The organism is Ensifer sp. 4252, from assembly GCF_050434565.1.
GTDB lineage: Bacteria > Pseudomonadota > Alphaproteobacteria > Rhizobiales > Rhizobiaceae > Ensifer.
The window spans coordinates 1-12,862 of the sequence record NZ_JBNDIU010000011.1; the positions used below are offsets into that span (position 1 = coordinate 1).

The 12,862-nt window shown below is 57.3% G+C and carries 15 protein-coding genes and 1 pseudogene; 14 read left to right on the forward strand and 2 right to left on the reverse strand.

All coding sequences use genetic code 11. The features are described from left to right. Positions 1 to 93: 93 nt before the first annotated feature. A complete protein-coding gene (locus ABIE33_RS20015) occupies positions 94 to 327 on the reverse strand; it encodes a hypothetical protein (RefSeq protein ID WP_429128489.1) in 234 nt (77 codons plus the stop codon). A gap of 376 nt (positions 328 to 703) precedes the next feature. On the opposite strand from ABIE33_RS20015, the gene ABIE33_RS20020 reads away from it, so the two are divergent. The 3 genes from ABIE33_RS20020 (at position 704) to ABIE33_RS20030 (ending at position 3,252) form a co-directional block, all read left to right on the forward strand. Beyond that, on the forward strand, positions 704 to 1,432 hold the full coding sequence (locus ABIE33_RS20020) for a response regulator transcription factor (RefSeq protein ID WP_429128492.1): 729 nt from the start codon (positions 704 to 706) through the stop codon (positions 1,430 to 1,432). A 178-nt stretch (positions 1,433 to 1,610) separates the two neighbouring features. After that, a complete protein-coding gene (locus ABIE33_RS20025; protein ID WP_429128918.1) occupies positions 1,611 to 2,894 on the forward strand; it encodes an aminotransferase class I/II-fold pyridoxal phosphate-dependent enzyme in 1,284 nt (427 codons plus the stop codon). Next, the gene (locus ABIE33_RS20030) at positions 2,875 to 3,252 is read left to right on the forward strand and encodes a hypothetical protein (protein ID WP_429128495.1); all 378 of its coding nucleotides are present in this window, start codon (positions 2,875 to 2,877) and stop codon (positions 3,250 to 3,252) included. The genes ABIE33_RS20025 and ABIE33_RS20030 overlap by 20 nt, the downstream gene beginning before the upstream one ends. Before the next feature lie 104 nt (positions 3,253 to 3,356). Here ABIE33_RS20030 and ABIE33_RS20035 read toward each other — a convergent pair whose 3' ends face one another. After that, positions 3,357 to 3,710, reverse strand: coding sequence for a MarR family transcriptional regulator (locus ABIE33_RS20035; protein ID WP_429128498.1), 354 nt, complete (start codon positions 3,708 to 3,710; stop codon positions 3,357 to 3,359). 87 nt (positions 3,711 to 3,797) lie between these two features. Here ABIE33_RS20035 and ABIE33_RS20040 point away from each other — a divergent pair, with 87 nt between their 5' ends. The 11 genes and pseudogenes from ABIE33_RS20040 to virB10 all read left to right on the forward strand — a co-directional run bounded on the left by ABIE33_RS20040 (position 3,798) and on the right by virB10 (position 12,856). Beyond that, entirely contained in the window at positions 3,798 to 4,337 is a 540-nt protein-coding gene (locus ABIE33_RS20040) for a hypothetical protein (protein ID WP_429128501.1), read from the forward strand. Next, on the forward strand, positions 4,324 to 5,046 hold the full coding sequence (locus ABIE33_RS20045; RefSeq protein ID WP_429128504.1) for a type IV secretion system protein VirB1: 723 nt from the start codon (positions 4,324 to 4,326) through the stop codon (positions 5,044 to 5,046). Before ABIE33_RS20040 ends, ABIE33_RS20045 begins: the two co-directional genes overlap by 14 nt. Next, entirely contained in the window at positions 5,043 to 5,339 is a 297-nt protein-coding gene (locus tag ABIE33_RS20050) for a TrbC/VirB2 family protein (protein WP_429128507.1), read from the forward strand. The genes ABIE33_RS20045 and ABIE33_RS20050 overlap by 4 nt, the downstream gene beginning before the upstream one ends. A gap of 5 nt (positions 5,340 to 5,344) precedes the next feature. Then, a pseudogene (locus tag ABIE33_RS20055) lies at positions 5,345 to 5,691 on the forward strand (type IV secretion system protein VirB3). Continuing rightward, positions 5,675 to 8,044 (forward strand): VirB4 family type IV secretion/conjugal transfer ATPase, encoded by a 2,370-nt coding sequence (locus tag ABIE33_RS20060; protein WP_429128510.1) that lies wholly within the window; start codon positions 5,675 to 5,677, stop codon positions 8,042 to 8,044. Before ABIE33_RS20055 ends, ABIE33_RS20060 begins: the two are co-directional and overlap by 17 nt. Continuing rightward, on the forward strand, positions 8,041 to 8,733 hold the full coding sequence (gene virB5 / locus ABIE33_RS20065) for a P-type DNA transfer protein VirB5 (RefSeq protein ID WP_429128513.1): 693 nt from the start codon (positions 8,041 to 8,043) through the stop codon (positions 8,731 to 8,733). The genes ABIE33_RS20060 and virB5 overlap by 4 nt, the downstream gene beginning before the upstream one ends. Then, positions 8,730 to 8,873 (forward strand): hypothetical protein, encoded by a 144-nt coding sequence (locus ABIE33_RS20070; protein WP_429128516.1) that lies wholly within the window; start codon positions 8,730 to 8,732, stop codon positions 8,871 to 8,873. The genes virB5 and ABIE33_RS20070 overlap by 4 nt, the downstream gene beginning before the upstream one ends. Before the next feature lie 5 nt (positions 8,874 to 8,878). Then, positions 8,879 to 9,811 (forward strand): type IV secretion system protein, encoded by a 933-nt coding sequence (locus ABIE33_RS20075; protein ID WP_429128518.1) that lies wholly within the window; start codon positions 8,879 to 8,881, stop codon positions 9,809 to 9,811. Positions 9,812 to 10,140: 329 nt separating this feature from the next. Then, complete coding sequence (locus ABIE33_RS20080) at positions 10,141 to 10,812, forward strand: virB8 family protein (RefSeq protein ID WP_429128520.1); 672 nt, start codon at positions 10,141 to 10,143, stop codon at positions 10,810 to 10,812. A gap of 5 nt (positions 10,813 to 10,817) precedes the next feature. Beyond that, entirely contained in the window at positions 10,818 to 11,687 is an 870-nt protein-coding gene (gene virB9 / locus ABIE33_RS20085) for a P-type conjugative transfer protein VirB9 (protein ID WP_429128921.1), read from the forward strand. Continuing rightward, entirely contained in the window at positions 11,684 to 12,856 is a 1,173-nt protein-coding gene (virB10, locus tag ABIE33_RS20090) for a type IV secretion system protein VirB10 (protein ID WP_429128523.1), read from the forward strand. Before virB9 ends, virB10 begins: the two co-directional genes overlap by 4 nt. Positions 12,857 to 12,862 lie beyond the last annotated feature (6 nt).

Here is a 12,862-nt window from a genome sequence, read left to right on the forward strand (position 1 = left end):
TTTTGGTCCAGGCCATTGTGTTCTCCATCGAATCTCGCAAATCCGAAGGAATCATAACCTGTTGAAATCACCCACCTCTTTTTGAGGCAGCCTCTAAGTCGTCTTGCGATCCCTCAGCGTTGAAAACACCCCAAACCAGAATTGGTAGTCATCGTTACGCGCCTCAGTCCAGGCATCCAGTGCGCAATAAGCGGCGGCTGTCGCGGCCTGCGGCCCATAAAGATCGATTGCTGCGGTGGCTGCCTCCTCGGCTTTGAAGTTTCCCCAGATACTATCCTTGTCGGCCGTATTGCTGAAGCCGGATGTTCTAACGAGAATTTTGGACAAGCTCCATCTCCCTGCAGTCCGGCAGGTGATGTTGATGTTGCCGGACGTTGGAACTCCGTATCCATGAGCCACAGAAGCCGCTTGGCGGTTCTTATCGTGTCGTCCCTGGCAGCTTAATTCGATAACGAACGCTTGTCCTCGTCGGCTATCGATAACGCTAAGATAGCGGTAAAGCTCGGGTCATGGCAAGCCGTTGTTGCATCAAATATCTGGATTTGTGTTGTCTATTTTGAACAGGGTGTGAAACGTTACGACTATATCATGAAATTTGAGGGGTATAATGGATGTGATGACATGATACACGTATAATTTGTGACATCAAAAAGATGGGGCGATGAATGAAACGTCAGCGAGCAACAGTCGCGGAGGCTGTGCGATGAAGCCTCTGATCCTTATCTGCCCTCGCAACGTGGACATCTACCTCCTGCTCACGCATATCCTGGACGTCGATGGCTTCCGAACCATGCTTGCCAGTGAAGAAGACGTCGTCGAGAAGGCCGCGGCGATGAAGCCTGAGGCGATTATTCTAGATACAGGCACAGACGCGGCATCGACGTTAAGGACATGCGCGACGATCAGGTCCAACGAGGTCACGGCCGCAATCCCAACGATCGCCCTCGTTGCAGCCGGCGACGAGCGGCATTATCTGGATCTACTGAAGGCAGGCGTGGATGAAAATTTCGTTCGGCCCGTTTTGCCAATTAGGCTGTTGAATTATCTTCATTCTCTTTCAAAAATCACCGCGCGGCCGACGCCGATAGAACTGCCGTTGACGAACACGCTGACGGACACATTGGCGTTTGGAGGGCTGACAATTCACGTCGGGCGACGGCTGGTGAAATATGAAGGGCGCGAGCTCCAACTTGGACCAATCGAGTTCAAGTTGTTGAGCCGGCTTCTCGAGGCTCCCGGCAACGTCTTCTCCCGCCAACAATTGATCGAGATCGCTTGGCCGCCAAACCTCTATGTTCAGTCGCGCACCGTCGATGTGCACATCGGGCACCTGCGTCGTTCGCTGCGACGCCTGACCGGCGGCAATCTCATTCGTACAGTCAGAGCGTCCGGCTACGCGGTGGAGCTCAAGCCTTCCATGGCGGAGGGTTGAATTTCATAATACTATCTATTCTGAATTTAGCATCTGGTAATTCAGCACATTGCTAATTAGTGTTTACGTTGCTGTTTTTGTATTTTGCAAAGTATTCAATAATATTTGTACAATGCTTCGTTGAATAAGATTGTTACAACCGCCAATCTCCAGTCAATTCATGTTCTGGAGGCACGAAATGTCGATAAGCACCAAGACCGGTCCGAACGGCGCAAGCAGGAACCTTCGCCGCAATACCGATAGCCTCATCCGCCACTCGCGAAGCCACTTCGATGCTGCGCATTTCCATGGGCTGATGGCGCTCTATGCGCGACCTTCAGCCGGTCGGGCTGTCGTTCTGCCGCATGAAGGCGAGCGCCGTGTCGTTGATTTCGTGCGCTGCTCCTATCTGGGGCTCGATAATCATCCAAAGATTATCGATGGCGCCATCGAAGCGCTAATCAAGTATGGAGCCTTGCATTGGTCTTGCGCGCGAACGCGGCTCAATTTCGCGATCATCGGCGAACTCGAGATAGCCTTGTCTGAGTTGTTCGATGCGCGCGTGATAGCCTTCAGCACGGTGCTGGCCGCAAACATGAGCGCCCTTCCTTTGATCGCCTCCGGTCACCTGACAGGTGGTGCCAAGCCGGTGATGGTTTTTGATCGCCTCGCCCATGCAACGCTTGCCTATCATAAGGGAACGCTCGCTGGTGAAACCAAGGTCGAAACCATTGAGCACAATGACATCGAGGCGCTCGAGACACTTTGTAAAAAATACCCTGCGGTTGCTTACATTTGCGACGGCGTCTATTCCATGGGAGGTTGTGTCGAGCTCGAACAGCTGCGGCAGTTGCAAGATCGTTACGGCTTGTTTCTCTATGTCGACGACGCCCATGGCATCTCCATCTTCGGAGGCAACGGCGAAGGCTATGCCCGGTCGCAGATTGGCGGTTCGCTCGGTGACCGGACGATTATAGCAGCATCTTTGGGCAAGGGTTTTGGCGCGTCAGGCGGATTGCTGATGCTCGGCAATGATCACCAGGAGCAGCTCTTTCGCAGGTTCGCTGTTGCCCATGCATTTTCTGCATCTTTGAACGTGGCGGCGATCGGCGCTGCACTCGCATCCCAAGCCTTGCATCGCACGCCGGAACTCCAAAATCTGCAGCTTGAACTGCAGTCACGAATTGCTCTTTTCGACTGCATCGTCCCAACGGAGCAGCGAGGCACCTCACTGCCGATACGGACAGTCGAAATCGGAGACGAATTAAGAGCAATCGCGGCGGCGAGGACATTGCTGAATAGAGGTTTCTACACATCGGCAATTTTCTTCCCGACCGTTCGAAAGGGACGCGCCGGATTGCGCATATGTCCGACAGCGGGACATAGCGAGGACGATATCAAGGCAATCGGCGAAGCGATCGTCGCCGTTCTCGAAGAGTTTGAGCAAGCGGAGGTGGGATCAAATGCTGACGTCCAACGCTAAGTTTGCCTTGCCCACCACCGCCAGCGAGCTGTGTATTGAGGTTCCAGGCGCCGCCTATGTCGTCAGACGCCTGGCAGAACGCCCGGCGCTTGGCCAACTGCTCCAGACGGACCATGGCGATCTCATCAAATTTGTCGCCGGCGGGAAGATCACTATGTGGGCGCGCGGCAAACGATTGTTTCTGCTCGTGGAGGCAAGCGACCTCCTCACGCGTATCGCGATCGAAGACATTCTGGCCGTGGAGCTTAGTTCCATTCATCCGACGCTTCCGACCTTGCTGTTGTGGCATGCCGCCAAGTTCGATCGCCGGCTGTCGCCGCAGCATCATGAACAAGGGCGAGCTTCAGTTCCAGTGTGACCACATGTGCGAAACATGGGGTTTCTAACGTCAGTGAAGTCTCTCTTGCCAGCCCCGCCATCGAATGGAGTGACCGACTGTGACCAAGAAAAGTCTAATGCCGCTCAAGGCGAGCTCGCCTGCCTCAGTCTTGCAAAAAGCGTTTCTGATATCTCGAATTCGCGGGCCTTGCCCCGTCCAAGCGCGTTCTTTGCCCAGCCTTCCCTCAGAAGGCCGCGGGCAAGCAGCTGATCGATCGATTCTGCCGCTCCACCCCTCGTCAATCCAGTCTTTTCCGTAATGTTCGTCAGCGTCAGCGGGATGTTGGCAAGGTGCAAGGTATAAAGCAGGCTTAGCATTCCCAGCTGCTTGAGGCGAGCCTGCGGGGTCTCCCCCTCTACCGGATTGTCCATGATCTCGCTCATCGCGAGCGACGAAAACGTAATGCTCTGCCAGCGAGCGTCAAACGATGTTGGCATGGATTTAACTGTCATTTCTGTGACACGCAGGCGATCTGACAAATCGCTCCCCCAAAGGTCTCTCTAGTCGCTTCGCGAGGTTTTCGCATGGTTTCCAGCATCTCTAAGATCGTCCTATCCGGCTCTTTGTCGATTGCAATATATGCCGTGTGCGAGACTAAATCCTATGCGGATAATTGGGCATGTGAAGTCTTTCTTTGCCTGTCGAACCCCGGCGGCCCAACCGAGTTCGGGGAATGCCGGCCGTCAATCAACAAGCTCTGGAACCATTTGGCGAAGGGGCGATCCTTTCCCGTTTGTAGCGGTATCGGTTTTCGAGCGTCCCGTCCGGGTTATGAGCCCTATTACTGCGAAGCTGGGTATCGGCTTCGCCAGCGCAGCGGAGACCGCGGCCGCGAGGCGACCTGCATTTCGTTGCAGCCAGTCCCAACAGGCAACGACAGTTGCACAAGGCGGTGGCAGGACGGACGGCGGTGGCAGGACGGGCGACAGGCGGGCCAATGGGAATGGGCACAAGGACAACGCGTCTGTGTAGCATACCGGCTGAAACCGCCCCATGTGCGCCAACGCCCCCGCTTCGTCGACCTAACGATTGATGGGGCCGCGCCCCAACGTGTCTGGTTTTGATCTGATGTCCGTCCTATTCGTCGAATTGGCTGAGACCTGCGCGCCGACGATCTCAAGCGAGATCCTGGCGGCTGTCGTCAGCATTGAAAGCGGACTTGCGCCGTTGGCGATCCGTATCAACAGTGACTATCCGCTCGGCGCTCCCCCGCGCAATATCGGCGAAGCCGCCGATATTGTGACCAGGCTCATTGCCAAGGGACAGAGCGTCGATCTTGGGCTCGGGGGCATAAGCCCGTCTGACCTTGCGGGCATGGGAATGAGCATCGCCGATGGCTTTGACCCCTGCGAGAACCTCAAGGCCACCGCTCACCTTCTGACGCAATACAGGATCGCTGCAGACCGCGCGGGGTTCGAAGGCACAGAGCTCGATGCCGTCACGCTACGCGCGTACTTCGGTCGAGGCGATGCAAAGATCGGTGAGATCGTCGGATACGACCGCCGAGTTCAAAAAGAGAAGGAGCGGCTGAAGCCACGCCTGGCCGAGCTCGCGCTGGAAGATGTCACGCGGCAGGCGCGGTCGCCGCACCGAGCGATAGACGGCGGCGGCATTGACCCACTGCCGAATAAAGCCGCACCGCACGACGAAGAAACAAAGACACGCGAGGTTCAACTGTTGTCCCCCGGTGGTCAGGATGACTGGGATGTATTCGCTTCGAAAGCGGGCTCTTCGGTTCTCGTTTTTTCCAACAATAAAGGGAGTTTCGAATGACCTTGCGATCGCGTCTAAAGCCTGTCGCGGCGTCGACATTGATCACTGCGGCGACGACCTTGGCGATGATGGAACCAGCCTTCGCCCAGGCTGCTGGCATTGAAAACGTGCTTCAGAACATTGTCGATATGCTGACCGGCAATATTGCGCGCCTGCTCGCGGTGATCGCTATCATAGTCATCTGCATCTCCTGGATGTTCGGTTACATGGATCTGCGCAAGGCAGGATTCTGGATCATTGGTATCGGCGGCATCTTCGGCGCCACCGAACTGGTCAACACCATAGTCGGATGATGCTCATGTCGCGCGCTGCCACTGTTGAAGAAGACACGCTATTTCTTGCTTGCACGCGTCCCATCATGGTTGCCGGGGTGACTATGGAGGCGATGGCGATCAACGTGATGCTGACGACCACCCTGTTCATCGTCGCCGGCTCGATTGTCTATGCCCTCGTTGGCGTGGTTCTCCATCTCGCTTTCAAAGCGCTCGTCAAGCACGACCATAATATGTTTCGCGTCCTCGTTGCCTGTGTCGAAACGCGAGGCAGGGCGCGCAACGCGGTTCTGTGGGGAGGCTCGACCGTCACTCCCTTGCGTCTCCATCATCCTATGGCTGGAAGGATTTAGACCTTGCCTCGTCTTGCTAAGTTCAAAGCCCGCGAATTGGAACCGGAAACCTTCATTCCCTACGTCCGTCACATCGACGAGACCGTGATTGGCCTCGATTCTCGCGCCTTAATGACGGTCATCGCCCTTGAAGGCATCGCTTTTGAAACAGCCGATCCCCTCGATATCAATGCGTTTCACCGAGATCTCAACACGCTCTATCGCAACATCGCCGACGAGCGGTTGGCGCTATGGGCGCATATCATCCGACGGCGCGACAACGACTACCCGCATGGCGTTTATGCCAATGCCTTCTCCGACAGCCTCAATCGAAAATATCGAGACAGGATGGTTGGCGAGGATCTCTTCCGCAACGATCTCTATCTGACGCTGGTATGGCATCCGGCCCGTCAACCTGCCCGAAAGGTCGCATCGCTGCTCACCCGGCTAAAGACCGCACGGGCCACTGGCTTCGAACTTGATCGTCAGGCCCTCAAACATCTAGTTGACGTGACGACCGACGTCTCAGCCGGCTTGGCGCGCTTCGCGCCGCGCATTTTATCCATCTACGAGCGCGACGGCATTGTCTTTTCCGAGCCGAGTGAGGTGCTCCATCAACTTGTCGGCGGCAGACGTGAACCGATACCGCTTACCGAAGGCCGCATTTCTTCGGCGATCTACTCCGACCGGGTCATCATCGGCCGAGAAACCGCCGAGATAAGACACGAAGCCGCGAGCCGTTTTGCCGGCATGTTCGGGTTCAAGGAGTACCCGGCGCGTACCCGCACTGGCATGCTTGATGGTCTGCTGACGGCCCCGTTCGAGCTCATTCTCACTCAGTCATTCGTCTTTATCAGCAAAGCCGAAGCGAAGGTGATCATGGGGCGCAAGCAGAACCAGATGGTCAGCGCCGGCGACAGGGCAAGTTCACAACTGCACGAGCTTGCAGACGCCCTCGACGATCTGGAATCAAACCGGTTCGCCCTAGGCGAACATCATCTGACGCTCGCAGTCTTTGCGCCCTCGGTGACGGAGCTCAATGACACTCTCGCAAAGTCGCGCGCGCACCTCACCAATGGCGGCGCAGTCGTTGCCCGTGAGGACCTCGGGCTCGAAGCAGCCTGGTGGGCGCAGCTTCCGGGCAATTTTCGCTATCGGGCCCGCTCCGGCGCAATCACGTCCAAAAATTTCGCAGCCCTTTCGCCGTTTCATTCCTATCCCCGCGGTCAGAAGCACGGCAATGAATGGGGCCTCGCCGTCGCTCTCCTGAAAACCACGTCCGGATCGCCGTTCTATTTCAACTTCCACCATGGCGATCTCGGCAATACATTCGTCTGCGGACCGACAGGATCGGGCAAAACGGTCGTCGTCAATTTCATGCTCTCGCAGTTGCAGAAGCATGATCCGCATATTGTCTTCTTCGATAAGGACCGCGGCGCCGATCTGTTTGTGCGCGCCGCAGGCGGGATTTATCTGCCTCTGCGTAATGGTGCTCCGACCGGATGCGCGCCACTTAAAGGCCTTGAACCCACGCCGCAGAACAAGGTTTTTCTGTCCCAATGGATCGCGAAGCTTGTCGGCTCGAAGGCGCGTGAGCTCTCCGTCACCGAAGTCCGCGATATTGCCGCCGCCATCGACGGAATTGCCGACCTGTCGCGGGATGAGCGAACCATTGGGGCGCTGCGTGCATTCCTCGACAACACTGATCCCGAAGGCATAGCGGCGCGCCTGCGTCGCTGGGAAAAGGGAGGCCCGCTTGGCTGGGTGTTCGACAATGAGGCCGACGACATAGGGATCGGCGCGAAGTTCCTCGGCTATGACATGACGCATTTCCTCGACAATGAGGAAATTCGCACGCCACTGATGGCCTATCTGTTTTATCGGGTCGAGCAATTGATCGACGGCCGGCGGATCATCATCGTCATCGACGAATTCTGGAAAGCGCTTGGCGACGAGGCCTTCCGCGACCTTGCTCAAAACAAACTGAAGACGATCCGCAAGCAGAACGGATTGATGCTGTTTGCCACGCAAAGCCCACGCGACGCTATCGACTCACCGATTGCACATACGATCATCGAGCAATGCCCGACACAGCTATTCATGCCGAATGCGCGTGGCAGTCGTGCCGACTATGTCGATGGTTTCAAACTGACGGAACGCGAATTCGAACTGATATCGCAGGCGCTCTCCAGCGATTCCAGACGGTTTATCGTCAAGCAGGGCCACAACAGCGTTGTCGTCGAACTCAATCTGACGGGCTTCGACGATGAACTGGCCGTGTTGTCCGGACGCACCGTCAATGTCGAACTGGGGGATCGCATTCGTGCGGACGTGGGAGACGATCCGTCCGCCTGGTTGCCGCTGTTCCAGCAAATGAGGAGTACAAGCTCATGATCAGGAAGAAGACAGCGATGATCGCCGCAGCCGCAGCGTTTTATGCCACGGGGGCTTATGGGCAGGGGGTCCCGGTTGTCGACAACGCTGCAATCGCTAAACACATAGAGAGCATCGCCCAGTTGACCAAGCAACTGGATACGATGAAGGCGCAGCTTGATCAGGCCCAGCAGCTTTACGGCTCCCTGAATAAGCTGACCGACATGGCTGATGTCGCAACCATTTTGAACGATCCGGCAATCCGCAACGCGCTACCCGACGATTTCGCAGCCGTCCAAGGGTTGTTAAAGGGCTCAAGTGCCGGCGCCTCTGGCGATGCCGCCAAGAAATTCCTCGATGACAACAGCATCTATAAAACCGACGCCAACGATTTCTACGCCTCAGAACTTGCTCGCATGCAGACCCGCAACGCCGGTCAGATGAGCCTCGGGCAGCAGATCTATGACGCGGCAACCAAGCGCATCGACGGCATCGACGAGTTGCGCAAAGAGATTGCCGCGGCTGGCGACGCCAAGGACATAGCAGACCTTCACGCCCGACTGCTTGCCGAAACCGCCTTCCTCGAGACGGACACCCTGCGCATGCAGGCGCTGCAGATGATCCAGCAAGCGCAGGTTCAGGTTGATCTGCAACGCCAGGCCGAAGACTGGCGCAAACGGATGGACGCAATGGGAGCCGCACTCAAATGACAAAGTCGATACCGAACCGTCTGCTGTTGCTCGCCGCCTACTCGCACCGTGAACCGGTTTTCACCGACTTGAACCTGTTGGCCGAGGCGGCCGGTGGCAAGGCCCGGCTCGAGCAAATGAACAAGGCGCGTGGGGGCTGAGGCGGATGTACCAGGTCTTTGCTTTCCTCGACAATCAGTTCAAGGCCCCACTTGAGAGTTTCATTTCTTCCGGAACATCCAACATCAGCACGTGGGTGGCGGGACCTTTGACGGTGGCTCTCGTGCTCTATGTCGTCCTCTATGGCTATCTGGTTCTCAGAGGGTCCATTGAAGCGCCTGTGCTGGAGTTTGCCTACCGCGCGATCAAGCTCGGCATCTTGGTGATGCTCGTGCGCAATGCCGCCGACTATCGGGCGTTTGTAACAGATCTATTCTTCACCAGTCTGCCGCAGGAAATCTCCACCGCGCTCAACACCGGCACCGTACCGACCGCTTCGACATTTGATGCGCTGCTCGACAAGGGGCAGGCGTCAGCCAACCAAATCTGGAACAGAAGCTCTTGGCCACTCGACATCGCGACCGCGTTCGGTGGTCTCTTGATGGTCGTCATTACATTCATCGTCGCTGCGATTGGCTATATCGTCTCCCTCTATGCCCGCGTCGCCCTCGCAATCATTCTGGCACTCGGTCCCATTTTCATTGCACTGGCGATGTTTCGGAGCACGCGGCGCTTCACCGAGGCCTGGATCGGCCAACTGGTCAATTTCGTTATCTTGCAGATCCTCGTCGTTGCGGTCGGCTCGCTGCTGATCACGGCGCTCGAAACGTCGTTCACCACCGTCGAAGCCTATGAGGACGTCTTGATGCGGCCGATAGCGGTCGGAGCCATTGGGATTGCAAGCCTCTATGTCTTTTATCAGCTCCCCGGTATCGCAGCATCCCTTGCGGCCGGTGGTGCGTCGCTCACCTATGGCTACTCTGCAGCACGCGACGCGCATGAGAGTACGCTCACCTCCGCAGCGGTAGCCGTCCAACGCACCGCTCGGCGCGGTATGCGCGCCGCCGCTCGCCGCTTGTCGGCACACGACACGTCGTGATCCTGCCGATGCTCTTCCAGCAAGGTGCCTCAACGGCGCTACGCCCCGTTTACGGATGAACAAGGGATACCGGTCGATATGCCGCGAACTGTCTCCTGCCTTTTATTGTTGGTCCTGGTCAGTGGATGCAATACGATGACGTCTCATCTCCCGAAATGCGACGGATATGCCAAACGCCCGCTCAACCGTTCAATGTGGCAATGGGAGGGCGGCACACAGCGTGCTGCAAAACCGCTCGGTTACTTGCTTGAAGAGCGTGTTCCCGCTGCCTTCGAGGCGTTTGACGAACGCGCGTCCTATAGCAAATGTGCAGGCGAGTTGGGGCGCCAATGATCACCCCGGATAGTTTGAAGGCATATTTCGACAGAGCGCGCCGTTTCGATCATGATCGCTTGATAAGCGTCGAACGTTCGGCACGAATTGCTTGGGTTATTGCGATCGTTTCAAGCTGCGTTGCCGGCGCTTCCGTCTTTGCCGTCGCCGCGCTCACGCCACTGAAGACGGCCGTGCCATTCGTCGTACGTGTCGACAACTCGACCGGGATTGTCGACGTGGTGTCGGCGCTGCCTTCGGGGGCTGGAAGCTACGACGAAGCGGTGACCAAGTATTTTGCTGCGCGCTATGTCAGGGCGCGCGAAGGCTATGTTTGGTCGGAGGCCAAGGAGAATTTCGAGACCGTCTCACTCCTGTCGACCCAACCCGAGCAGATGCGCTTTGCCACCATTTACCGCGGCAGCAACCCCCACTCCCCACAAAATGTTTACGGGCGCGGTTCGACGGCGAAAGTCACGATCAAGTCGATCTCCCTGATCAATGCAAACGTCGTGTCGGTGCGCTTTCTCAGCACCATAACCCGTGCAGACGATGTCCGCACGACCCATTGGGTGGCGACGATCACTTACTCCTATGTCAACTCCCCGGTTTCCTCGACCGACCGGCTGGTCAATCCGCTTGGCTTCATCGTTAGTGACTATCGGGCAGATCCGGAGGCGATCAATTGAAGACAATTTCATTGTCAGTCTTTGCAGCCCTTGTCGCCGTCACGGCGGTGTTTCATCCCGCCCTGGCCCTCGATATTCCGAGCGGCGCCCGGCAGGACAACCGTGTTCGCTTCGTCAACTACCAGCCCTACAACATCACCCGCATCGTCGGCACGCTCCGCTCGTCGGTACAGGTGGAGTTCGCGCCCAACGAGGAGATCGCGCATGTGGCGCTCGGCAATTCGGTCGCCTGGGAGGTGGCGCCGGCCGGCAATATTCTGTTCCTAAAACCCCGCGAGAACCAGCCGATCACCAACATCTCCGTAGTCACAACAAGACGAGATGGCTCAAAGCGCAGTTACCAGATGGAGTTGACGGTGCGCGACGGCTCCGTTGCTGCCGGGCAGGATACCTATTTCTATGTGAAGTACCGCTATCCCGCCGACGAGGCGCAGCGCCGGCGCCTGGAAGCGCAGGCCCGAGGCCAAGCGGAGAAAGCCGGTGCTGCAAACGATGTTTTGGCGCTCCATGAGCAATATGGCCCGCGCAACTGGCAATATTCGGTGCAAGGATCTGCCGCGATCGAACCGCAGGCCGTTTACGACAACGGCAAGCTTACGACGTTTGTCTTTGCCGACAATCGAGAGTTCCCGGCGATCTACCTTGAGAACTCCGACGGAACCGAAGGCCTCGTCCCGAAATCCGTCTCCGGTGATCTCGTGCTCGTTCATGCCATCAGCCGCAAGTTCATCCTGCGTCGTGGAGTGGATGTGATCTGCGTCTACAACGAAGCCCATACTCTTGCCGGAGACAACCCCGGTACCTTTACCACATCCCCATCGGTGGAGAGGGTCGTCCAGGTAGATGAGGACCCAGCCCAAAGAGACGTACAATGACAGACGATGTTCCAACGACGATTCCCGGCGAACGCGGACATGCCCAGCTTCCCCAAGGATTCGACAGCAACCCGGCTCTCAAACGCGGCGCCGTTGTCGCAGCTATCCTCGCCTTCATCGGTTTCGGACTGTGGTCCATGCGTTCGCAAACCCTTGACCCGAATGCCAATCGTGAGGAGCGGGTGGTCATCCGCCAAGCAACGGACTTCGAGCCGGCGAAAGAGGAGCCGAAGGCGGTGGAGTCATTACCCGAAGTCAAATTGCCAACGCCGGTGATCGCCGAACCGCCCATCGAACCCGAAAAGGATGAGCTTCTGGAATCGGCGCGGCGAGCGCCAGTCATGGCCTTCAGCGCAGGCCAAGGGATGGATCACCGTTCCCAAGATGTGCAATCACCATCGGATCCATCATCGACCTACCTGCCTGTTAATGGTGCGTTTGGCGGTGAGGCGGGTGAGAACGAAGATCAGCGCTTCGATCGCATGCTAAAGCCGACACGGCTCGAAGGTTCGCGCGCCGGACATCTTGGCAACCGCAACTATATCGTCGCAATGGGCACCTCGTTCCCTTGCGTGCTCGAGACGGCGCTCTCCTCCAACCAGCCGGGCTTCACCAGCTGTGTGATCAATCGTGACGTTCTGTCCGACAACGGCCGTGTGGTGCTGATGGAGAAGGGCACACAGCTTGTAGGCGAATACCGAGGCGGCCTCCGGCGCGGCCAAAAACGGCTCTTCGTTCTTTGGAACCGGGCGAAAACACCAACCGGCGTTATCATCACCCTAGCGTCCCCCGCAACCGATGCGCTCGGACGTGCCGGGTTTGACGGCGATGTCGATACCCATTGGTGGGAGCGCTTCGGAAGCGCGCTTTTGCTGTCTGTCGTCGGGGACGTCACCAGCTGGACCGCAAGCCAATTGCAGGAACGAGACGTCGAAGCGCAGGCCACGACGAGTGCGGGCAGTCAAGCGGCAGCGATTGCCGTGGAGCAGTCCATCAATATTCCACCGACATTGACCAAACGTCAGGGCGAGCTGGTGTCGATCTTCGTTTCGCGTGATCTAGACTTTTCAGGGATCTACGATTTGCGTGTGACCGAGCCTCGCAATCGGGTGCTCGATCGTGCGGTCTTCGGGGATTTTCGCAAGCACGACCGAGTTACCGCGAAATGAGGTTCG

Excerpts from the sequence above, each read along its gene's own strand:
- ABIE33_RS20020 (WP_429128492.1), top strand. The coding sequence starts at position 704 with ATGAAGCCTCTGATCCTTATCTGCCCTCGCAACGTGGACATCTACCTC.
- ABIE33_RS20025 (WP_429128918.1), top strand. The coding sequence starts at position 1,611 with ATGTCGATAAGCACCAAGACCGGTCCGAACGGCGCAAGCAGGAACCTT.
- ABIE33_RS20030 (WP_429128495.1), top strand. The coding sequence starts at position 2,875 with ATGCTGACGTCCAACGCTAAGTTTGCCTTGCCCACCACCGCCAGCGAG.
- ABIE33_RS20035 (WP_429128498.1), bottom strand. The coding sequence starts at position 3,710 with ATGCCAACATCGTTTGACGCTCGCTGGCAGAGCATTACGTTTTCGTCG.
- ABIE33_RS20040 (WP_429128501.1), top strand. The coding sequence starts at position 3,798 with ATGGTTTCCAGCATCTCTAAGATCGTCCTATCCGGCTCTTTGTCGATT.
- ABIE33_RS20050 (WP_429128507.1), top strand. The coding sequence starts at position 5,043 with ATGACCTTGCGATCGCGTCTAAAGCCTGTCGCGGCGTCGACATTGATC.
- virB5 (WP_429128513.1), top strand. The coding sequence starts at position 8,041 with ATGATCAGGAAGAAGACAGCGATGATCGCCGCAGCCGCAGCGTTTTAT.
- ABIE33_RS20070 (WP_429128516.1), top strand. The coding sequence starts at position 8,730 with ATGACAAAGTCGATACCGAACCGTCTGCTGTTGCTCGCCGCCTACTCG.
- ABIE33_RS20075 (WP_429128518.1), top strand. The coding sequence starts at position 8,879 with ATGTACCAGGTCTTTGCTTTCCTCGACAATCAGTTCAAGGCCCCACTT.
- ABIE33_RS20080 (WP_429128520.1), top strand. The coding sequence starts at position 10,141 with ATGATCACCCCGGATAGTTTGAAGGCATATTTCGACAGAGCGCGCCGT.
- virB10 (WP_429128523.1), top strand. The coding sequence starts at position 11,684 with ATGACAGACGATGTTCCAACGACGATTCCCGGCGAACGCGGACATGCC.